This window comes from Stutzerimonas kunmingensis, from assembly GCF_032106285.1.
GTDB classification, from domain to species: Bacteria; Pseudomonadota; Gammaproteobacteria; order Pseudomonadales; family Pseudomonadaceae; genus Stutzerimonas; species Stutzerimonas kunmingensis_B.
In genome coordinates, this window is the sequence record NZ_DAMCPO010000001.1 from 250,180 (window position 1) to 270,024 (window position 19,845).

Annotated in this window: 18 protein-coding genes; 8 read left to right on the forward strand and 10 right to left on the reverse strand. The window is 64.8% G+C overall.

The features are described 5' to 3' along the window. The first annotated feature begins 3 nt into the window (after positions 1-3). Positions 4-1,506 (forward strand): CoA-acylating methylmalonate-semialdehyde dehydrogenase, encoded by a 1,503-nt coding sequence (locus RT582_RS01180; protein ID WP_313476241.1) that lies wholly within the window; start codon positions 4-6, stop codon positions 1,504-1,506. Positions 1,507-1,596: 90 nt separating this feature from the next. Beyond that, positions 1,597-2,382 carry an IclR family transcriptional regulator gene (locus tag RT582_RS01185; RefSeq protein ID WP_312916629.1) on the forward strand — a complete coding sequence of 262 codons (786 nt, stop codon included), beginning with the start codon at positions 1,597-1,599 and terminating at the stop codon, positions 2,380-2,382. 1 nt (position 2,383) lies between these two features. On the opposite strand, the gene trhA is transcribed toward RT582_RS01185, so the two are convergent. Together trhA and rep are read right to left on the reverse strand one after the other, a co-directional pair. After that, the gene (gene trhA / locus RT582_RS01190) at positions 2,384-3,001 is read right to left on the reverse strand and encodes a PAQR family membrane homeostasis protein TrhA (RefSeq protein WP_312397170.1); all 618 of its coding nucleotides are present in this window, start codon (positions 2,999-3,001) and stop codon (positions 2,384-2,386) included. A gap of 96 nt (positions 3,002-3,097) precedes the next feature. Beyond that, positions 3,098-5,107 (reverse strand): DNA helicase Rep, encoded by a 2,010-nt coding sequence (rep, locus tag RT582_RS01195; RefSeq protein ID WP_023444604.1) that lies wholly within the window; start codon positions 5,105-5,107, stop codon positions 3,098-3,100. Between the two features lie 246 nt (positions 5,108-5,353). On the opposite strand from rep, the gene RT582_RS01200 reads away from it, so the two are divergent. Then, positions 5,354-6,991, forward strand: a complete 1,638-nt coding sequence (locus RT582_RS01200) for a putative bifunctional diguanylate cyclase/phosphodiesterase (RefSeq protein ID WP_023444605.1) — start codon at positions 5,354-5,356, stop codon at positions 6,989-6,991. A 39-nt stretch (positions 6,992-7,030) separates the two neighbouring features. Here the strand turns inward: RT582_RS01200 and RT582_RS01205 are convergent, their stop codons facing one another. The 3 genes from RT582_RS01205 to RT582_RS01215 all read right to left on the reverse strand — a co-directional run bounded on the left by RT582_RS01205 (position 7,031) and on the right by RT582_RS01215 (position 10,930). Beyond that, complete coding sequence (locus RT582_RS01205; protein WP_014821771.1) at positions 7,031-9,004, reverse strand: BCCT family transporter; 1,974 nt, start codon at positions 9,002-9,004, stop codon at positions 7,031-7,033. A 131-nt stretch (positions 9,005-9,135) separates the two neighbouring features. After that, on the reverse strand, positions 9,136-10,632 hold the full coding sequence (locus RT582_RS01210; protein WP_312943613.1) for a YifB family Mg chelatase-like AAA ATPase: 1,497 nt from the start codon (positions 10,630-10,632) through the stop codon (positions 9,136-9,138). Positions 10,633-10,669: 37 nt separating this feature from the next. After that, positions 10,670-10,930, reverse strand: coding sequence for an accessory factor UbiK family protein (locus RT582_RS01215; protein WP_013981620.1), 261 nt, complete (start codon positions 10,928-10,930; stop codon positions 10,670-10,672). A 398-nt stretch (positions 10,931-11,328) separates the two neighbouring features. Between RT582_RS01215 and glnK the strand changes: the two genes are divergently transcribed. The 5 genes from glnK (at position 11,329) to sutA (ending at position 15,330) form a co-directional block, all read left to right on the forward strand. Then, a complete protein-coding gene (glnK, locus tag RT582_RS01220; RefSeq protein WP_003096476.1) occupies positions 11,329-11,667 on the forward strand; it encodes a P-II family nitrogen regulator in 339 nt (112 codons plus the stop codon). Positions 11,668-11,705: 38 nt separating this feature from the next. Continuing rightward, the gene (locus RT582_RS01225) at positions 11,706-13,022 is read left to right on the forward strand and encodes an ammonium transporter (protein WP_278446203.1); all 1,317 of its coding nucleotides are present in this window, start codon (positions 11,706-11,708) and stop codon (positions 13,020-13,022) included. A 123-nt stretch (positions 13,023-13,145) separates the two neighbouring features. Beyond that, on the forward strand, positions 13,146-14,396 hold the full coding sequence (locus RT582_RS01230) for an ammonium transporter (RefSeq protein WP_313476245.1): 1,251 nt from the start codon (positions 13,146-13,148) through the stop codon (positions 14,394-14,396). A gap of 101 nt (positions 14,397-14,497) precedes the next feature. Continuing rightward, positions 14,498-14,923 carry a secondary thiamine-phosphate synthase enzyme YjbQ gene (locus tag RT582_RS01235; protein WP_019405713.1) on the forward strand — a complete coding sequence of 142 codons (426 nt, stop codon included), beginning with the start codon at positions 14,498-14,500 and terminating at the stop codon, positions 14,921-14,923. Between the two features lie 77 nt (positions 14,924-15,000). After that, positions 15,001-15,330 carry a transcriptional regulator SutA gene (gene sutA, locus RT582_RS01240; RefSeq protein ID WP_313476249.1) on the forward strand — a complete coding sequence of 110 codons (330 nt, stop codon included), beginning with the start codon at positions 15,001-15,003 and terminating at the stop codon, positions 15,328-15,330. 69 nt (positions 15,331-15,399) lie between these two features. On the opposite strand, the gene RT582_RS01245 is transcribed toward sutA, so the two are convergent. The 5 genes from RT582_RS01245 to lysA all read right to left on the reverse strand — a co-directional run bounded on the left by RT582_RS01245 (position 15,400) and on the right by lysA (position 19,844). Further along, complete coding sequence (locus RT582_RS01245) at positions 15,400-16,101, reverse strand: HAD family hydrolase (RefSeq protein WP_313476250.1); 702 nt, start codon at positions 16,099-16,101, stop codon at positions 15,400-15,402. Continuing rightward, positions 16,098-16,997, reverse strand: coding sequence for a tyrosine recombinase XerC (gene xerC / locus RT582_RS01250; protein WP_003283416.1), 900 nt, complete (start codon positions 16,995-16,997; stop codon positions 16,098-16,100). Before xerC ends, RT582_RS01245 begins: the two co-directional genes overlap by 4 nt. Before the next feature lie 66 nt (positions 16,998-17,063). Continuing rightward, complete coding sequence (locus RT582_RS01255; RefSeq protein ID WP_003283418.1) at positions 17,064-17,759, reverse strand: DUF484 family protein; 696 nt, start codon at positions 17,757-17,759, stop codon at positions 17,064-17,066. Then, the gene (gene dapF, locus RT582_RS01260) at positions 17,756-18,586 is read right to left on the reverse strand and encodes a diaminopimelate epimerase (protein WP_102820685.1); all 831 of its coding nucleotides are present in this window, start codon (positions 18,584-18,586) and stop codon (positions 17,756-17,758) included. Before dapF ends, RT582_RS01255 begins: the two co-directional genes overlap by 4 nt. 10 nt (positions 18,587-18,596) lie before the next feature. Further along, positions 18,597-19,844 (reverse strand): diaminopimelate decarboxylase, encoded by a 1,248-nt coding sequence (gene lysA, locus RT582_RS01265; RefSeq protein WP_313476251.1) that lies wholly within the window; start codon positions 19,842-19,844, stop codon positions 18,597-18,599. Between the last annotated feature and the right edge of the window lies 1 nt (position 19,845).

Below are 19,845 nucleotides of genomic sequence, written 5' to 3' on the forward strand. Positions count from 1 at the left end.
GCCATGCAGACCCTCGGCAACCTGATCAACAACGAGGCCGTCGCCGGCCGCTCCGAGCGCCACGCCACCGTCTACAACCCGGCCACCGGTGAGCCGCGCCTGTACGTCTCGCTGTCCTCGGCGGACGAAACCCGCGAAGCGATTGCCGCCGCCCAGGCCGCCTTCGACGGCTGGTCGAAGACGCCGCCGCTGGTGCGCGCGCGGGTCATGTTTCGTTTCAAGGAGTTGCTCGAAAAACGTCGTGACGACGTTGCCCGGCTGATCACCAGCGAGCACGGCAAGGTCTTTTCCGACGCCCAGGGTGAAGTCACCCGCGGGCTGGAAGTGGTCGAGTTTGCCTGCGGCATCCCGCACCTGCTCAAGGGCGAGTTCTCTTCCAATGTCGGCCGCGACATCGACTCCAACTCGCTGATGCAGCCGCTCGGCGTCTGCGTCGGCATCACCCCGTTCAACTTCCCGGCGATGGTGCCGCTGTGGATGCTGCCGGTGGCCATCGCCTGCGGTAACACGTTCGTGCTCAAGCCCTCGGAAAAGGATCCAAGCGCGACCATGTTGCTCGGCGAGCTGCTGGCCGAAGCCGGGCTTCCGGCCGGCGTGCTGAACATCGTCAACGGCGACAAGGAAGCCGTGGACGTGCTGCTCACCGACGAGCGCGTGCAGTCGGTCAGCTTCGTTGGCTCGACGCCCATCGCCGAATACATCTATGCCACCGCCTCGGCCCACGGCAAGCGTTGCCAGGCCCTGGGCGGGGCGAAGAATCACATGGTGGTGATGCCCGACGCCGATCCGCAGCAGGTGGTCAGCTCGCTGATCGGCGCGGCCTACGGCTCGGCCGGCGAGCGCTGCATGGCGATTTCGGTGGCGGTGTGCGTCGGTGACGAGGTGGCGGACAAGCTGGTCGGCATGCTGCAAGACGAGATCGGCCAGATGCGCACCGGCCCGGGCCTGGGCACCGAGCCCGAGCCGCACATGGGCCCGCTGGTGACCCGCGAGCACCAGCAGAAGGTCAGCGGCTATATCGATCTGGGCGTGGAAGAGGGCGCGACGCTGGTCTGCGACGGTCGCGGCATCAAGGTCGAGGGCCATGAGAACGGCTTCTATGTCGGCCCGACGCTGTTCGACCGTGTCACGCCGAGCATGCGCATCTACCGTGAGGAAATCTTCGGCCCGGTGCTGGCTGTGGTGCGGGTGAAGAGCTTCGACGAGGCGTTGCAACTGATCAACGACCATGAATACGGCAATGGCACCTCGATCTTCACCCGCGACGGCGACACCGCGCGGCAGTTCGAGGAAAACGTCAAGGTCGGCATGGTTGGCGTCAACGTGCCAATCCCCGTGCCCATGGCCTTCCACTGCTTCGGCGGCTGGAAGCGCTCGGTGTTCGGTCCGCTGAACATGCACGGCCCGGATGGGGTGCGCTTCCTCACCCGCATGAAGACCGTGACCCGCCGCTGGCCCACCGGTATCCGCGCCGGTGCCGAGTTCGCCATGCCGACCATGAAGTAACCCTCGCGGCACCGTTGCACAGACGGTGCCGGTCGCTACACTCGTGCGCGCCCTGCGGGGCGCTCAGCTCATTGAACGACAAGGCAGACGATGCGCAGCATTCCCCGCGAGAAAGGCTCCTCCATCACCCGCGTGCTGGAAATCATCGAGGCGGTCGCTGCGGCGAAGGAGCCGCTCAGCCCGACGGCCCTGGCCGAACGGCTGGACATTCCCAAGGCCAGCGCGCACCGGCTGGTGCAGACGCTGGAAAAGGAAGGCTTCCTGCAGTTCGGCCTGCGCGGTGGGCTGTTGCCGGGCGAGCGCCTGCACGTTGCGGCGCTGAACATCCTGCGCAGCAGTCGGCACAAGGCGTTGCGCCAGGCGATCCTGCGCCAGCTCTCCGAAGCCATCGGTGAAACCTGCGGGCTAGCGATCCCGGATGGGCTGGACATGCTCTATTTCGACCGGGTGCAGACCAACTGGCCGCTGCAGATCAACCTGCCGATCGGCAGCCACACGCCGCTCTGGTGCACCGCCAGCGGCAAGCTCTATCTGGCCTCGCTGCCGCCGGAGCAACTGGAACGGGTGCTGCCGCGCCTGCCGCTGCAACGGATGGCGCGCAACACCCTGACCGACCTCAGCGCGCTGCGTGACGACCTGGCGCGGGTGCGGGAAGAGCAGCTGGGCACCGACTCCGAGGAGTTCATCGACGGCATGGTCGCCTGTGCTGTGCCGGTGCGTGATGCCGACGGCGAGCTGCTGGCCTGCCTGTTCAGCCATGCGCCGGTGATTCGCTGCTCGATGGCGCAGCTGCTGGAGTTCGTGCCACGGCTGCGCGCCGCGGCGAGCGAGCTGGAAGCGGTGCTCGGCAGCGTGGCGGCGCTGGAGCCGCGCTGAGTCAGATCACGTAGAACAGAATGGCGATGAAGTGCAGCAGGCTGCCAACCATCACGAAGATGTGCCAGATGCCATGCCAGTGGCGGAAACGGTCGTCGAAGACGAAGAACACGATGCCCACCGTGTAGCAGATGCCGCCGGCCAGCAACCAGCTGAAACCGGCGCCACCGAGGGCGGCGAACAGCGGCTTGACCGCCACCAGCACGATCCAGCCCATCACCGCATAGATCACCAGTGACAGTACCCGCGCCTCGGAGCGCGGCTTGATTTCCTGCAGCATGCCGATCACGGCCAGGCCCCAGACGATGCCGAACAGCGTCCAGCCCCAGGCGCCGGCCAGGGTGACCAGGCAGAACGGCGTGTAGCTGCCGGCGATCAAGAGGTAGATCGACAGGTGATCGAGCTTGCGCATGACCACTTTCGCCCGCCCGCGCAGGCTGTGGTACAGCGTCGAGATGCTGTAGAGCAGGATCAGGCTTAGGCCGTAGATCGCTGCACTGACGATCTTCGCCAGCTCGCCGTCGAGCGCCGCCAGCACCAGCAGCCAGATGGCGCCCAGACAGGCCAGCAGTGCACCGACCAGATGCGTCCAGGCATTGAAGCGTTCACCGTGGTACATCGAATCCCTCCAGAAACCGCGATCGGCCAAGCATGCCGCGGTTAGGTGACGGGATACAAACCGGCGTTGAACGCTCCTCGAACCCAGGCGCTGCGATCAGCGCTTGAGCATCGCCCGCATCGCCGCCAGGGCGTCGTTGCCGCGCGCGGCCTTGACCTCCACCGGCGCGTCTTCCTGGCCTTCCCAGACCAGGTCCTCCGGCGGTAGCTCGTCGAGGAAGCGGCTCGGCGTGCAGTCGATCACCTCGCCGTACTGCTTGCGCTTGGCGGCAAAGGTCAGCGCCAGGTTGCGCTTGGCACGGGTGATGCCGACATAGGCCAGGCGCCGCTCTTCCTCGATGGTGTCGGCCTCGATGCTGGAACGGTGCGGCAGAATCTCCTCCTCGAAGCCGATGATGTACACCGAGGGAAATTCCAGGCCCTTGGAGGCGTGCATGGTCATCATCTGCACGCCTTCGGCACCTTCTTCCTCTTCCTGCTGACGTTCGAGCATGTCGCGCAGCACCAGCTTGCCGATGGCGTCCTCGATGGTCATGTCGCCGTCTTCGTCCTTATCCAGCGTGTTTTTCAGCGCGTCGACGAGGAACCAGACGTTGCCCATGCGTGCGTCGGCCACCTTGTCGCTGGAGGCGTTCTGGCGCAGCCAGTTCTCGTAGTCGATGTCCATCACCATGCTGCGGATGGCGGCGATCGGCTCGTTGACCACGCACTGCTGGCGCACGTTGTCCATCCAGTGCTTGAAGCGCGCCAGGCGCTCGGCGTAGCGGCCGTCCAGATGCGCGCCGAGGCCGATCTCGTCAGCGGCGGCGTACATGCTGATGCCGCGCTCGCTGGCGTAGTTGCCGAGCTTCTCCAGGGTGGTAGAGCCGATCTCGCGGCGCGGCACGTTGATCACCCGCAGGAAGGCGTTGTCGTCGTCCGGGTTGACCAGCAGGCGGAAGTAGCTCATCAGGTCCTTCACCTCCTGGCGGGCGAAGAAGCTGGTGCCGCCGGACAGGCGATAGGGAATCTGGTGGTGCTGCAGCTTCAGCTCCATCAGCTTGGCCTGGTAGTTGCCGCGGTAGAGGATGGCGAAGTCGCTGTAGGGGCGCTGAGTACGCAGGTGTTCGGTGAGGATTTCAAGCGCCACGCGCTCGCACTCGGCGTCCTCGTTGCGCGTGCGGATCACGCGGATCTCGTCGCCGTGGCCCATCTCCGACCACAGCTGCTTCTCGAACACGTGCGGGTTGTTGGCGATGAGGATGTTGGCGCACTTGAGGATTCGGCTGGTGGAGCGGTAGTTCTGCTCCAGCATCACCACCTTCAGTGAGGGGTAGTCCTCCTTCAGCAGCATCAGGTTTTCCGGACGCGCGCCGCGCCAGGCGTAGATCGACTGGTCGTCGTCACCGACCACGGTGAACTGGTTGCGCATGCCGACCAGCAATTTGACCAGCAGGTACTGGCTGGCGTTGGTGTCCTGGTATTCGTCCACCAGCAGGTAGCGGATGCGGTTCTGCCATTTCTCCAGGATGTCGGCGTGCTCCTGGAAGAGTTTCACCGGCAGCAGGATCAGGTCGTTGAAGTCCACCGCGTTGTACGCCTTGAGCGTGCGCTGGTAGTGCAGATAGACGATGGCGGCGGTCTGCTCCTTGGGGTTGCGTGCGTTGGCCAGGGCTTCGTCGGGCAGGATCAGGTCGTTCTTCCAGCTGTCGATGTAGTTCTTGATTTCGTCGGCACCATCGTCCCCGGAATATTCCTTCTGCATGATGTCGGTGAGCAGCGCCTTGATGTCGCCGTCATCGAAGATCGAGAAGCCGGGCTTGTAGCCCATCCGTGCGTATTCCTTGCGGATGATGTTCATGCCCAGGTTGTGGAAGGTGGACACGGTCAGGCCGCGTGCCTCGGCGCCCTTGAGCAGGCTGCCGACACGCTCCTTCATCTCGCGCGCGGCCTTGTTGGTGAAGGTCATGGCGACGATGTGGCGGGCCTGGATGCCGCAATGCTGCACCAGATAGGCGATCTTGCGGGTGATCACGCTGGTCTTGCCGGAGCCGGCACCGGCGAGCACCAGAAGTGGGCCGCCGACGTAGTTCACGGCTTCCTGCTGCCGAGGGTTGAGTCGGGACATGGTGTTCAGGTCATTCGAAGCGGGGGCGGGAGTTTAACAGGCTGCCGCGCCGATGCTGGCCCGTTGCAGGTTCAATAAATCACCGATCGTCGCAGTTGGGGCTTGGCTGATCGAAATAATGGATTAGTCTTGTGCGCGCTGCAGGAGGCAGGGCGTTTGCATAGGGCTGTGCGGGAAATCGGGCGTGTAGCGCCCGTCTTGCAAATCACCGAGTCCGGAGGCCGCTTGCCAGCGCCCGCTCAATCCATGCCGCTGTTGCTGTTGGCTGATCGACCCGAATGGGCCGAGCGGCTGCGCGCCTGCCTGCAGGGCTCGCACAGCAAGGAACGGCTGATCATTGCGGCGGATTGGGACACGGCCAGTGCGTATCTGGAAACGCCCTGCCTGCTGCTGGCGACACCGGAATGCCAGGCGCTCGCCGAACGCTTCCCCTGGCCGCTGATCCTGCTGCTCGACGACGAACCGACGCAGATGCCGGAAGGCGCGGTCGACTGGCTGGTGGGCGACCAGCTCAGTGCCGAGGTGTTGCGCCGCTGCCTGCGCTACGTGCGCGAGCGCTGCAACCTGCAGGGAACCTTGCAAAGGCTGGCCGAGCAGGACCCGCATACCGGCATCGTCAACCGCCAGGGCTTCCAGGCGCTGCTGTTCGATGCCCTGGCCGAGCATCAGGAACAGGACCTGGTGCTTGGCTATCTCGATCTCGACAACTTCCGCCACGTCAACGATGCCCTCGGCCACCAGGCCGGGGATCGCCTGATCCTGCAGGTGGTGGCGCGGCTCAAGGCGCAGCTGGAGGTCGGCGACATGCTGGCGCGGCTGGGCGGCGACGAGTTCGCCCTGCTGCTCGATACCCGCAACGATCCGGAGCGCGCTGTGGCGGTCGCCGATCGCATCGTCGAAGCACTGGCGGAGCCTTACTGGGTGGAGGGCGAGAGCCTGATGCTGGGCTGCAGCGTCGGACTGGCGCGTGCCAGCGAGGGGATCGACGCCGATCCGCTGCTCTGGCACGCGCAGATCGCCATGCGCCAGGCCAAGGCGGCCCAGGGTTGCACCTGGTGTTTCTACGATGAACAGGTCAGCCGCAGCGCGCGCAGCCTCGCCGATCAGGAAGGCGAGCTGCGCCGTGCGTTGCGTCGCGGTGAGCTGGAGCTGCACTACCAGCCGAGGCTGTGCCTGGAAAGCGGGCGCATCGTCGGACTGGAGGCACTGGTGCGCTGGCTGCACCCGGAAAGAGGGCTGCTGGGGCCGGATGCCTTCATTCCCATGGCTGAGGAGAGCGGCCTGATCGTGCCGCTCGGCTACTGGGTGATCGCCCGCGCGCTGCGCGATCTGCAAAGCCTGCATGAGGGCGGCGCGGATTCACTGCACATGGCGATCAACCTGTCGTTCCGCCAGTTTCAGGACAGTCAGTTGCTGCCGACGCTCAACCGGCTGATCGACGAGCGCGGCATCGACCCGCACTGGCTGGAATTCGAACTCACCGAAACCGCGGTGATGCGCCGCAGCGAGCAGGTGCAGAGCGCCATGCATGCGCTGGGCGAGCTCGGCGTGCGCTTTTCGCTGGACGATTTCGGCACCGGCTTCTCGTCGTTCGTGCACCTGTCCAGCCTGCCGATCACCCTGCTGAAGATCGACAAGAGCTTTGTCGCCGGCATGGTCGTGCGGCCCGAGAAGTCGCAGCTGGTGCAGGCGATGGTCGGCCTGGCGCACAACCTCGATCTGGATGTGGTGGCCGAGGGTGTCGAGACCACCGAGCAGCTCGAGCTGCTGCGCCAGTTCGGCGCGCAGCAGGTGCAGGGCTATCTGGTCAGCCAGCCGTTGCCGCTGGCCGAGCTGCTGCATTTCATGAGCGCCGAGCGACTGGCAGCCGGCCTGGCACACTGATCGACCGCGTCCTGGCCGGCGCCAGGACGCAGCTCGGCTTCAGCGAACCATGTGCAGGAAGTGCATGTGCTTCTCGTACTGGCCGAGGATGTCACTGATGACATCCTCGCGGCTCCAGCCCATCACGTCATAATCCTGGCCGCCTTCCTTGAGATGCACCTCGGCGCGGAAGTACTTGCGCTCCTCGCGCTCGTCGTCCTCGCTGGTGGCGACGAAGCTCGGCATGGCGTAGGCCCGCGGGCGCACTTCGTAGATGAAGTCTGGCTCGCCTTCGTGGGTGATCTCGAAGCGCAAGCGACGATCATCACCTTCGCTGATGTCCACCGCATAGCCCTGCTTGCGCATTTCCTCGGCGATGTCCTCGTAGGCCGGACGCACCACTTCGGTGATGAAGCGCACCACATGGGCGCGTCGCGGGAACAGCATCAGCGTACGCAGGCGACGTTGCCAGCCACCGGCACTGCGCGGTGCGCTGGGCGAGGTGCTCAGGGCCTGGTAGCGCAGCCCCTGCTTCGTGGCATCCAGGCGCAGCGCCTTGAGCAGACCCCACATCGAACACAGCAGCGCGATGGTGAAGGGCAGGGCGCTGGCGATGGTCGCCGTCTGCAGCGCGGTCAGGCCATCGGCGAGCAGCAGCGCGATGGCCACCCCACCCATGGATGCGGCCCAGAAGATGCGTTGCCAGACCGGAGTGCCTTGCTGGCCGCCGGAGGCGAGCATGTCCACCACCAACGCGCCGGAGTCCGCCGAGGTGACGAAGAACACCACCACCATGATGATCGCGATCAGCGAGATGAAGCCCGAGAAGGGGAAGTGCTCGAGGAAGGCGAACAGGGCCAGCGAACTGTCCTGCTCGATGGCTTCACCAAGGCTGGAGACGTGTTCCCAGAGGATCATGTGGATCGCGGTGTCGCCGAACACGGTCATCCACAACAGGGTGAATGCGGTCGGCACCAGCAGCACGCCGGTGACGAATTCGCGAATCGTCCGGCCCCGCGAGATGCGCGCGATGAACAGGCCGACGAAGGGCGACCAGGCCAGCCACCAGCCCCAGTAGAACAGCGTCCAGCCGCCGATCCAGTCGTTCGGCTCGTAGGCATAGAGGTTGAAGGTCTTGTTGACGATATCCGACAGGTAGCTGCCGGTGTTCTGCACGAAAGTCTGCAGGATGAACACCGTCGGCCCCGCGATCAGCACCATCAGCAACAGCAGCGCCGCCAGCGTCAGGTTCAGCTCCGACAGCCGGCGCACGCCCTTGTCCAGGCCGGTGACCACCGAAATCGTCGCCAGCAGCGTGGTGGCGATGATCAGGCCGATCTGCACCGGCACGGATACCGGCAGGCCGTACAGGTGATTCAGCCCGGTGTTGATCTGGGTGACGCCGAGGCCCAGTGAGGTGGCGACCCCGAGCACCGTGCCGATGATGGCGAAGATGTCCACGGCATGGCCGATCGGCCCATAGATGCGCTCGCCGATCAGCGGGTAGAGCGCCGAGCGCAGGGTGAGCGGCAGGCCGTGGCGGTAGGCGAAGTAGGCCAGGATCATCGCCACGATGGCGTAGATCGCCCAGGCATGCAGGCCCCAGTGGAAGAAGGTGATCTTCATCGCCTCATAAGCGGCCGCGCTGGTGCCGCCTTCGCCCACCGGCGGTGAGAGGAAGTGCATCACCGGCTCGGCGACGCCGAAAAACATCAGGCCGATGCCCATGCCGGCGGAGAACAGCATGGCGAACCAGGTCAGGGCGCTGTAATCCGGTTCGCTGTGATCCGGCCCGAGCTTGATGTCGCCGTAACGACTGAACGCCAGCAGCACCACCATGAGCAGGATGAGTGCAACGGCGAGGATGTAGAGCCAGCTGACGTTGGCGATGATCCAGGCCTGGGTATCGCCAAACAGCGTTTGCGCATGACTCTGGAAAGCGACGCTGTAGATCACCAGCGCCAGGATGATGACCGCCGAGCCGTAGAAGACCGGGGCGTTGAGGTGGGACGACGAGGGCTGTTTTGCCTCCATGCTGCGCTCCTTCGGGTTGTTTCTGGGGAGTGGCCGCCTGTGGCGAAAGCCATCCAACTTAACACAGACCGCAAAGGATGCCCGTTGTCCGCCGCTGATCGATGCGACCCGAAGCCCGTGCTAGAGCAGGCTCAGCCTTGACTGCCGGGCCGGTACTGCAGGGCTTCGGCGAGGTGCTGGCGGCTGATTCGCTCGGCCTGTTCCAGATCGGCGAGGGTGCGCGCCACCTTGAGCAGGCGGTGCGCTGCGCGCAGCGACAGCGCCAGGCGTTCGCAGGCGCGCTCCAGCCAGGCCTGATCCTCGGTGCCGAGCTGGCAATGGCTGCGCAATCCGGCGAGGTCGAGAAAGGCATTGGCGCAGCCCTGACGGGCGAGTTGCAGCTGCCGCGCCTGGGCTACCTGGTCGGCGAGTACGGCACTGCTCTGGCCCGTCTGCGGCGGGGCGTTGAGGGCCGTGGCCTCGCGCGCAACGGTCAGGTGCAGGTCGATGCGGTCGAGCAGCGGGCCGGAGAGCTTGTTGCGATAGCGCTGGATCTGGTCCGGCGTGCAGCGGCAGCGTCCGTTGGGATCACCGAGGTAGCCACAGGGGCAGGGATTCATCGCCGCCACGAGCTGAAAGCGCGCCGGAAAACGCACCTTGTCGCGGGCCCGGGCGATGACGATATGCCCCGACTCCAGTGGCTCACGCAAGACCTCGAGCACCTTGCGGTCGAACTCCGGCAGCTCGTCGAGAAACAGTACGCCCTGATGCGCCAGGGTGATCTCCCCCGGCTGCGGGCGACTGCCGCCACCGACCAACGCCGGGCCGGATGCACTGTGATGGGGCTGCCGAAAAGGCCGTTGCGGCCAATGCTCGAGAGGGCTGTGACTGGCCACCGAATGGATGGCGGCGACTTCCAGCGCCTCCTGCTCGTCCAGCGGCGGCAAGAGACCGGGCAGGCGGCTGGCCAGCAGCGTCTTGCCGGTGCCTGGCGGGCCGGAAAACAGCAGGTTGTGCGCGCCAGCCGCGGCGATCAGCAGCCCGCGCTTGGCCGCCTGCTGACCTTGCACGTCGGCCAGGTCGGGGTAAGGCTGAATCTGTCGTAGCAGGCCCTGGGCCACATAGGGTTCGAGCGGCGTGATGCCGTTGAAGTGCGCAGCGACCTCGAGCAAGTGCTCGGCGGCATAGACGGTGAGCCCCGAGGCCAGGCTGGCTTCCTCGGCGTTGGCCCGTGGCACCAGCAGCGCGCGCCCTGCCGCTCGAGCGGCGAGGGCAGCCGGCAGGACTCCCTGGACCGGGCGCAAGGCGCCGGACAGTGCCAGTTCGCCGAGGCATTCCAGATTGTCGAGCCGCTCGGCCGGCAGCTGACCGCTGGCGGCGAGGATGCCCAGGGCAATGGACAGGTCGAAGCGGCCGCCGTCCTTTGGCAGGTCGGCGGGGGCGAGGTTTAGGGTGATGCGTCGAGCGGGAAAATCGAAGCCGGAGGTGAGAATGGCGCTGCGCACGCGATCCTTGCTTTCCTTGACCGCGGTTTCCGGCAGGCCGACCAGGGTCAGTGCCGGCAGGCCGTTGGCCAGATGTGCTTCGACGGTCACCGACGGCGCTTCGACGCCAATCTGCGCGCGGCTATGAACTATGGCCAGGGACATCCGATCACTCCTTTGATCGTTTCGCCGGCCCGGTCTTTCAGGACGCGGGCGGCGTGAGCTTTTCTTCCAGTTCGGCAACCTTGGCTTCGAGCGCCTCCAGGCGCGCGCGGGTGCGGGCGAGCACCACCATCTGGCTGTCGAATTCGTCGCGGCTGACCACGTCGAGCTTGTTCAGTGCGCCCTGGACCACGCCCTTGAGCTGGGCTTCGAACTCGCCACGCGGCAGCGGCGTCTCGCCGTTGAACAGGCGCGAGGCCTGGGAGCCGATGGCATCTAGGAAAGCTTTTGGCGGCAACATTGAAAACACCTGTGGTTGAACCGGGCGCAGTGTAGCACGGGCTTTTTCCGGTCTTTCTCAGGTGGCGTGCACAAAAAATGAGCAGCTGCTGGTGCATGCGCGCACCAATATTGTGCGTGTTCTGGCCGCTACCGTCCGTCGGGCATCCATTCCATCCGTGCGCACCCCGTAAAAACGGGCATTGCGTAAAGCTGGCACTGATTCTGCTTTGTCCCCAGCGACGCATGCACCAACGGGTTGCGGTGCATCGGTGATTCGCGACGCTTTGTCGGAGAGGTTGGTGGTGTCGGACTGCGGACCGGCTACAGCCGGAGCGTTACAAGAGCCAGACACTGAGCTTAGACTTGAGCCGGGTTCGTACTTCTGGGGCAAGTCCACCTAAAACGGGAGAAGTTTTCATGAAACTAGTCACTGCCATCATCAAGCCGTTCAAGCTGGACGACGTGCGCGAGTCGCTGTCGGAAATTGGCGTACAGGGCATCACCGTAACCGAAGTCAAAGGCTTCGGTCGTCAGAAGGGCCACACCGAGCTGTATCGCGGTGCCGAATACGTCGTCGACTTCCTGCCGAAGGTAAAGATCGACGTGGCCATCGCTGACGATCAGCTCGATCGCGTCATCGAGGCCATCACCAAGGCGGCCAACACCGGCAAGATCGGCGACGGCAAGATCTTCGTGGTCAACCTTGAACAGGCCATCCGCATCCGTACCGGCGAAACCGATACCGACGCGATTTAAGCAGCACCTCCGAACCCCCACGCCCCAGGAGTAAAACCATGACTCTGCGAAAATTCGCAGGGCTAGGAGCCCTTTTGTCTCTGATAAGTCCAGGCCTGGCCCTGGCGCAGGAGGCAACGCTGGATTCAGGCGACACGGCATGGATGCTGACGGCCACTGCGCTGGTGCTGTTCATGACCATCCCTGGGCTGGCGCTGTTCTACGGCGGCATGGTCCGCTCGAAGAACATTCTCTCGGTGATGATGCAGTGCTTTGCGGTCACCGGCCTGATGAGCATCCTCTGGATGGTCTACGGCTACAGCCTCGCGTTCGACACCACCGGTATGGAAGCTGGGGTCACCAACTTCAATTCCTTCGTCGGCGGCCTGGACCGCGCCTTTCTCAGCGGTCTGACGCCCGACAGCCTGGTCGGCGCCTTCCCTGAAAGCGTGTTCATCACCTTCCAGATGACCTTCGCCATCATCACCCCGGCACTCATCGTCGGCGCCTTCGCCGAACGCATGAAGTTCTCCGCGATGCTGGTGTTCATGGGCGTCTGGTTCACCCTGGTCTACGCGCCGATCGCGCACATGGTCTGGGGCGGCGACGGCGGCCTGATGTGGGATTGGGGGGTGCTCGACTTCGCTGGCGGCACCGTGGTGCACATCAACGCCGGTATCGCCGGACTGGTGGCCTGCCTGGTGCTGGGCAAGCGCAAGGGCTATCCGACCACGCCGATGGCGCCGCACAACCTGGGCCTGACCCTGGTCGGCGCGGCAATGCTCTGGATCGGCTGGTTCGGCTTCAATGCCGGTTCCGCCGTGGCCGCCAACGGCACCGCGGGCATGGCCATGCTGGTCACCCAGATCGCTACCGCCGCCGCGGCGCTGGGCTGGATGTTCGCCGAGTGGATCGGCCACGGCAAGCCCAGCGCACTGGGCATCGCCTCGGGCGTGGTTGCCGGTCTGGTCGCTATCACGCCGGCTGCCGGCACAGTGGGCCCGATGGGCGCTCTGGTCATCGGCCTGGTATCCGGGGTGGTCTGCTTCTTCTGCGCCACCAGCCTGAAACGCAAGCTCGGCTACGACGATTCGCTGGACGCCTTCGGTGTGCACGGCATCGGCGGCATCGTCGGTGCGCTGCTCACCGGCATCTTCGCGGCACCCATGCTGGGTGGCTTCGGCGAAGTTGAGAACATCGGCCTGCAGCTGTGGATTCAGTTCAAGGGCGTGCTGTTCACCGTGGTGTACACCGGCATCGTCACCTACCTGATCCTCAAGGCGATCGATCTGGTGATGGGCCTGCGGGTGAACGAGGAGCAGGAGACCATCGGCCTCGACCTCAGCCTGCATAACGAGCGTGGCTACAACCTGTAATCCATTCAGGGCACCCCGGAGCCAACCCCGGGGCCAATCCGAAAAGCGGCACCGGCCATCGACGCGGCATGCGATGGCCTGTGGACCGAACAGCGCACAAAGCGCGACAGCAAGAGGTGAAACATGGATAGCACTGCATTGATACCCGTCCAGTACGGACTCGATACCTTCTACTTCGTGATCTGCGGAGCGCTGGTGATGTGGATGGCGGCAGGTTTCGCCATGCTCGAAGCCGGTCTGGTCCGGGCGAAGAACACCGCCGAGATCCTCACCAAGAACATCGTGCTCTACGCGCTGGCGTCGATCATGTATCTGCTGGTCGGCTACTACATCATGTACTCCAGCCCGGACGGCGGCATCCTGCCGAGCCTGGGCTTCCTGATCGGCGACGAGAACGCCGTCGACGTGGTCGCCGCCGGTGGTGAGGACGCGCCTTACTACTCCGCGCGTGCCGACTTCTTCTTCCAGATCGTGTTCGCCGCGACCTGTATGTCGGTGGTTTCCGGTGCGGTGGCCGAACGCATGAAGCTGTGGGCGTTCATCGCCTTCGCGGTGGTGATGACCGGCTTCATCTACCCGGTTCAGGGCTTCTGGAAGTGGGGCGGTGGTTTCCTCGACGCGGCGGGTTTCCTCGACTTCGCTGGCTCGGGCATCGTACACATGGCCGGTGCGGCTGCTGCTCTGGCGGGTGTGCTGCTGCTCGGTCCGCGTAAGGGCAAGTACGGTGCGAACGGTCAGATCAACGCCATCCCCGGTGCCAACATGCCGCTGGCGACCCTCGGTGCCTTCATCCTGTGGATGGGCTGGTTCGGCTTCAACGGTGGCTCGCAGCTGAAAATGAGCACCATCGAGGACGCCAACGCGGTGGCCCAGGTCTTCGTCAACACCAACATGGGTGCCGCCGGTGGCCTGATCGCGGCCCTGATCACCGCGCGCCTGCTGTTCGGCAAGTCCGACCTGACCATGGTGCTCAACGGCGCCCTGGCCGGCCTGGTGGCGATCACTGCCGAACCGCTGACCCCGAGCGCGCTGCAAGCCACCCTGATCGGCGGTGTCGGTGGTGTACTGGTGGTGTTCAGCATCCTCGGTCTGGACAAGCTCAAGCTCGATGACCCGGTCGGTGCCATCTCCGTGCATGGTGTCGCCGGCATGTGGGGCCTGCTGGCCGTGCCGCTGACCAATGCCGACGCTTCTTTCGGCGCGCAGCTGCTGGGCCTGGTGTCGATCTTCCTCTGGGTATTCATAGCCAGCCTGATCGTGTGGGGCATCATCAAGGCGGTGATGGGCCTGCGCGTCAGCGAGGAAGAGGAGTACGAGGGCGTGGACGTGGTCGAGTGCGGCCTGGAGGCGTACCCGGAGTTCACTCGCCAGTAATGTTTCGCTGATACATGACAAGGGCGCCTTTTGGCGCCCTTTGTTTTTTTTGGCGCCACGCTAGAATGCGCGCGACCAGCCGTCGAACATGAGTGCTGCACATGTGGCAACAGACCCTGATCACCTTGCGCGCGCGCCCACGCGGTTTTCATCTGATCACCGACGAGCTGCTCGCCGCGCTGCCGGAACTGCGGCAATGTCAGGTCGGTCTGTTACACCTGTGGCTGCGGCATACCTCGGCCTCGCTGACGATCAACGAGAATGCCGACTCAGCGGTACGACGCGATTTCGAACGGTTCTTCAATCGTCTGGTGCCGCAGGGCGAGGACGGTTACGAGCATGACTACGAAGGGCCGGACGACTTGCCGGCACACTTCAAGGCCAGCCTGCTCGGCTGCCAGCTGAGCCTGCCGGTAAGCGCGGGGTGCCTGGCACTGGGGACTTGGCAGGGCGTCTATCTCGGAGAGCACCGCGACCAGGGTGGCGCGCGGCAGATAGTGGCAACGCTGCACGGGACGGCAAGTTGAATTTTTTTTGGTGATGTCGGTCATTCCGCATCGCTGGGCTATAACTTACTCCGCTTTGGCAAGCCATGAGGTAGAACATGAGCGACGAAGAACTAGAACAAGACGATCTGGAAGTGGGCGACGAGGAGGAAGGGGAGGAGCTGAACGCTGCCGATGACGGCGACGACAGCCACGACGAGGAGGGCACCGACAGCGAGCGGGCCACCCCGACCAAGAAGGCCAAGGCCAAGTCCGCCGAGCCGGACGAGCTGCCGAGCCTGGAAGCCAAGCAGAAGGAGCGCGAAGCGCTGGCGCGGGCCATAGAAGAGTTCCTGGCACGTGGCGGCCGCGTTCAGGAGGTCGAACCCAATGTGGTCGCCGACCCGCCGAAGAAGCCGGATAGCAAGTACGGCAGTCGTCCTATCTGAGCTGCACGGATCACGAAGAAGCCCGCTATTGAGCGGGCTTCTTCGTTTCAGCGGCGCGCTGGCGGTGGCTCAGTTGTCGCGCCAGGCGAGCAGCAGCTTGGGCAGGTCGGCCAGGCGCTGGATCTCGGCGTCGGGCTGGTAGTCGTGCGCCCAGGCGATCCGCTTCGGGTTGAACCACACCGCGCGTAGCCCGGCCTGCTGTGCGCCGGCGATGTCGTCCAGGGCATGGTCGCCGATGTGCACCGCCTGTTCCGGGCGCGCATCACCCAGGCGCAGGGCCTGCTGGAATGGATGCGGATCCGGTTTGCCGACGCCCAGATCCTCAGCGCACAGGGTGAACTGGAAGTAGTCCGCCAGGCCCAGGCGGCGCACATCCGCGTTGCCGTTGGTGATCACGCCGAGGGTGTAGTGATTGGCCAGGAACTCCAGGGTGGGTTGCACGTCGGGGAAGATCTGCACCTCGTGACGAGCATCGAGGAACACCTGGAACGCCTGCTCGGCCAGGCCGTACGCCTCGTCGGCGGGGTAGCCGGCATCCTGCAGGGCATGCTGCAGGATGCGCCGGCGCAGCTCGCTGATACGGTGGCGCAGCGCCGGGTCCCGTTCGATCAGCATGCGGCGGATCGCGCCGAGGGCTTCGACGGGAAATTCGCCCAGGCGCGGCGCATGCACGCCCAGCCAGCTGCGCAGGGCGGTCTCTGCGCTCTGGATGGCCGGCGTGGTTTCCCAGAAGGTATCGTCCAGGTCGAAGGTGATCAGGCGAATGCTCATGTGTCGGTGTCCTGCTTGCGCTTGGCGCGCGGATGCGCCTGATCGTAGACCTTGGCCAGGTGCTGAAAGTCCAGATGGGTGTAGATCTGCGTGGTGCCGATGTCGGCGTGGCCGAGCAGTTCCTGCACCGAACGCAGGTCCTGGGATGACTCCAGCAGGTGACTGGCGAAGCTGTGGCGCAACATGTGCGGATGCAGGTGCTGGCCAAGCTCGCGCACGCCGGCCTGACGGACCCGCAGCTGGACGGCCCGCGCGCCGAGGCGACGACCCTGTTGGCCAATGAATACCGCGCCATCGGCCGGGTTGGCCAGCGCACGTATTGGCAACCAGGCTTGCAAGGCCTCGCGTGCCTTGCGCCCGACCGGTAGCTCGCGCACCTTGTTGCCCTTGCCGAGCACCCTGACCATGCCCGCGGGCAGGTCGAGCTGGTCGAGGTTCAGGCCGACCAGTTCCGACAGCCGCAAGCCGGATGAGTAGAACAGTTCGAGCATCGCCTGATCGCGCAGGCCGATGAAATCGTCCTCCACGCCGCCGTCGAGCAGCTGCATGGCGCGGTCGGTATCCAGCAGTCGCGGCAGTCGGCGTTCACCTTTCGGCGCGGATAGACCGGTAGCCGGATCGTGCTGGCAGATTCCTTCCTGATTCAAGTAGCGGTAGAGGCCGCGCACCGATGACAGCAGCCGTGCCAGGCTGCGGCTGGACTGGCCTTGGCGATGCAGCTCGCCGATCAGCTGGCGCAGGTGTCGGCCCTGGAGCGCGGTCCATTCGCCGATGTTTTCGCGCTCGCAATAGGCCAGCAGCTTGTGCAGGTCACGCCGGTAGCCATCCAGCGAGTGGCCCGACAGCTGTCGGGCACTGCGCAGGTATTCGAAGTAGGCGTCGAGTTCATTCTGCATAAGCAGGCTCCAGCCTCAGGCCGCGAGCAGGCGTGCGTGGTGCTTGGCGTTGGTCTGCAATTGCGCTCAGCGTACCGAGCGCAGCGGCGTGCCGAAGCGCGGCAATACGCGGGTCAGCACTTCGGCGATATAGCCGAGGAAGAGGGTGCCCAGCGAGCTCTTGTAATGCTGTGGGTCCGGGCTGCCGATTGCGAGTACACCCAGCTGATTGTTCAGGCTGACTACTGCCGCGGAGCCAACGCTACCGCTGTCTTCGGCGCCGAAGAGAAAGCTCAGTTCATGCGGGCGCAGCACGCCGCAGATGGTCTTGCCGCCGTCGAGCAGCCCACCGATGCTCTGCTGAGCCTCGCCAGTGCTGACACAGCGGCCTACCGGCAGCGTCGCGTCACTGAACAGGATGAGGCTGACGTAGGGCACCTGGAATTCATGGCGAAGGCTGTCTTCCACGGCACTGACGACTTCTTCCAGGCTGCTAGCGTCGAGCAGGTCGAGCACCAAGCGGCGGGTTTTGTCGAACAGACGGTCGTTGTCGCGTGCCACGTCCATCAATTGCGAAAGACGATGGCGCATCTCGATGTTGCGCTCGCGCAGCAGCTTGACCTGGCGCTCCACCAGCGACACGGCGGTGCCAGGTTGATGGGGGATGCGCAGCTCCGGAATCAGCTCGTCGTGGTCGACGAAAAATTCCGGATGGGCGCGCAGGTAGGCGGCGACGGCTTCGGCGTCGGGTAGCGGGGTGCTGCCCTGGGTCTGGTCGGTCATAGGCGAACCTGTCCTTCAAATACACGAACGGCGGGGCCGGTCATCATAACCGGCTGTCCGGGGCCTGCCCATTCGATGGACAGACGGCCGCCAGTCAGGTCGAGCTGCACGGGCGAGTCCATCCAGCCCTGGCGAATGGCGGCTACTGCGGCCGCACAGGCGCCGGTGCCGCAGGCCTGGGTTTCCCCGGCACCGCGCTCCCATACGCGCAGGCGCGCATGACGGCGGTCGACGACCTGCAAAAAGCCGACGTTGACCCGTTGTGGAAAACGCGAGTGATGTTCGATCTTCGGGCCCAGCTCGTGCACCGGCGCCTGCTCGACACAATCTACGCGCAGCACCGCATGGGGGTTGCCCATGGATACGGCGGCAAGCTCGACGCGCTGGCCATCGACTTCGAGCGGATAGCTCAGGGCTTCCTGCTCGGCCTGGAAAGGGATATCTGCTGGCACCAGGCGTGGCGGGCCCATATCGACCCGGATCTGGCCGTCAGGGCGGATATCCAGTTCGATGATGCCGCCCTTGGTTTCGACCTTGATCTTGCGTTTGACGGTCAGGCGCTTGTCGACCACGAAGCGAGCGAAGCAGCGCGCACCGTTGCCGCACTGCTCCACTTCCGAACCGTCGGAATTGAAGATGCGGTAGCGAAAATCCACGTCCGGGTTCTGCGGCGGCTCGACGATCAGCAGCTGATCGAAGCCGACCCCGGTGTGACGGTCGCCCCACTGCTTGGCGTGCTTGGGCTGGATGTGCGCGTGCTGGCTGACCAGGTCGATGACCATGAAGTCGTTGCCCAGACCGTGCATCTTGGTAAAGCGCAGAAGCATGATCTTGGCCTCAAGTGGGCAGCAGGCTTTCGCCGGCGTATAGCTCCTGAACGCTCTCGCGACGGCGCACTTCGAACGCCTGGTCACCGTCCACCAGCACCTCGGCGGCGCGGCCACGGGTGTTGTAGTTGGAACTCATGACGAAGCCGTAGGCACCGGCCGAACACACCGCCAGCAGGTCGCCTTCGACCAGCGCCAGCTCACGATCCTTGGCGAGGAAGTCGCCGGTCTCGCAGATCGGTCCGACGATGTCGTAGCGGCGCGTATCGCCTTCGTGGGGCTGCACTGCGATGACGTTCATCCACGCCTGGTACAGCGCCGGACGGATCAGGTCGTTCATCGCCGCATCGACGATGGCAAAATCCTTGTGCGCGGTGTGCTTGAGGTATTCCACGCGGGTCAGCAGTACGCCTGCGTTGGCGACGATGGAGCGGCCCGGCTCGAATACCAACGCCAGCCCGCGGCCTTCGATGCGCTGGCGCACGGCCTGGATGTAGTCGCCGGCCAGCGGTGGCTGCTCGTCGCGGTAACGCACACCGAGGCCGCCACCGAGGTCCAGATGGCGGATCTGGATGCCGCGTGCGGCGAGTCGATCGGTCAGTGCGAGCAGGCGATCGAGCGCGTCGAGGAAGGGCGGCAGGCTGGTCAGCTGCGAACCGATATGGCAATCGACGCCGACCACTTCCAGGTTCGGCAGCTCGGCAGCTCGGACATAGACCGCCTCTGCGTTGTCGATATCAATGCCGAACTTGTTCTCTTTGAGACCTGTAGAAATGTACGGGTGGGTGCCGGCATCGACGTCCGGATTGACCCGCAGCGACACCGGCGCCTTTTTGCCGAGCTCGGCGGCGACCTGCTGCAGGCGCTCCAGCTCATCGGTGGATTCCACGTTGAAGCAGTGCACGCCGACTTCCAGCGCTCGGCGCATGTCGTCACGGGTCTTGCCGACGCCAGAGAAGACGATACGGTCCGGCTGTCCGCCGGCGGCCAGTACGCGCTCCAGCTCACCGCGCGAGACGATGTCGAAACCGGCGCCGAGACGTGCCAGAACGTTCAGTACGCCCAGGTTCGAATTGGCTTTGACGGCGAAGCAGACCAGATGCGGCATGCCATCCAGCGCATCGGCATACGCCCGGTACTGGGCTTCGATGTGCGCGCGGGAATAGACGTAGGTCGGGGTGCCGAAGCGTTGCGCAAGTGCGGGCAGTGCCACGCCTTCCGCGAAGAGTTGACCGTCGCGGTACGAGAAGGCCTCCATG

Coding starts and splice junctions, on each gene's coding strand:
- RT582_RS01225 (WP_278446203.1), top strand. CDS start 11,706: ATGACTCTGCGAAAATTCGCAGGGCTAGGAGCCCTTTTGTCTCTGATA.
- RT582_RS01205 (WP_014821771.1), bottom strand. CDS start 9,004: ATGGAGGCAAAACAGCCCTCGTCGTCCCACCTCAACGCCCCGGTCTTC.
- lysA (WP_313476251.1), bottom strand. CDS start 19,844: ATGGAGGCCTTCTCGTACCGCGACGGTCAACTCTTCGCGGAAGGCGTG.
- RT582_RS01230 (WP_313476245.1), top strand. CDS start 13,146: ATGGATAGCACTGCATTGATACCCGTCCAGTACGGACTCGATACCTTC.
- RT582_RS01180 (WP_313476241.1), top strand. CDS start 4: ATGCAGACCCTCGGCAACCTGATCAACAACGAGGCCGTCGCCGGCCGC.
- dapF (WP_102820685.1), bottom strand. CDS start 18,586: ATGCTTCTGCGCTTTACCAAGATGCACGGTCTGGGCAACGACTTCATG.
- RT582_RS01255 (WP_003283418.1), bottom strand. CDS start 17,759: ATGACCGACCAGACCCAGGGCAGCACCCCGCTACCCGACGCCGAAGCC.
- RT582_RS01245 (WP_313476250.1), bottom strand. CDS start 16,101: ATGAGCATTCGCCTGATCACCTTCGACCTGGACGATACCTTCTGGGAA.
- RT582_RS01185 (WP_312916629.1), top strand. CDS start 1,597: ATGCGCAGCATTCCCCGCGAGAAAGGCTCCTCCATCACCCGCGTGCTG.
- RT582_RS01210 (WP_312943613.1), bottom strand. CDS start 10,632: ATGTCCCTGGCCATAGTTCATAGCCGCGCGCAGATTGGCGTCGAAGCG.
- trhA (WP_312397170.1), bottom strand. CDS start 3,001: ATGTACCACGGTGAACGCTTCAATGCCTGGACGCATCTGGTCGGTGCA.
- xerC (WP_003283416.1), bottom strand. CDS start 16,997: ATGCAGAATGAACTCGACGCCTACTTCGAATACCTGCGCAGTGCCCGA.
- sutA (WP_313476249.1), top strand. CDS start 15,001: ATGAGCGACGAAGAACTAGAACAAGACGATCTGGAAGTGGGCGACGAG.
- RT582_RS01215 (WP_013981620.1), bottom strand. CDS start 10,930: ATGTTGCCGCCAAAAGCTTTCCTAGATGCCATCGGCTCCCAGGCCTCG.
- rep (WP_023444604.1), bottom strand. CDS start 5,107: ATGTCCCGACTCAACCCTCGGCAGCAGGAAGCCGTGAACTACGTCGGC.
- glnK (WP_003096476.1), top strand. CDS start 11,329: ATGAAACTAGTCACTGCCATCATCAAGCCGTTCAAGCTGGACGACGTG.
- RT582_RS01200 (WP_023444605.1), top strand. CDS start 5,354: ATGCCGCTGTTGCTGTTGGCTGATCGACCCGAATGGGCCGAGCGGCTG.
- RT582_RS01235 (WP_019405713.1), top strand. CDS start 14,498: ATGTGGCAACAGACCCTGATCACCTTGCGCGCGCGCCCACGCGGTTTT.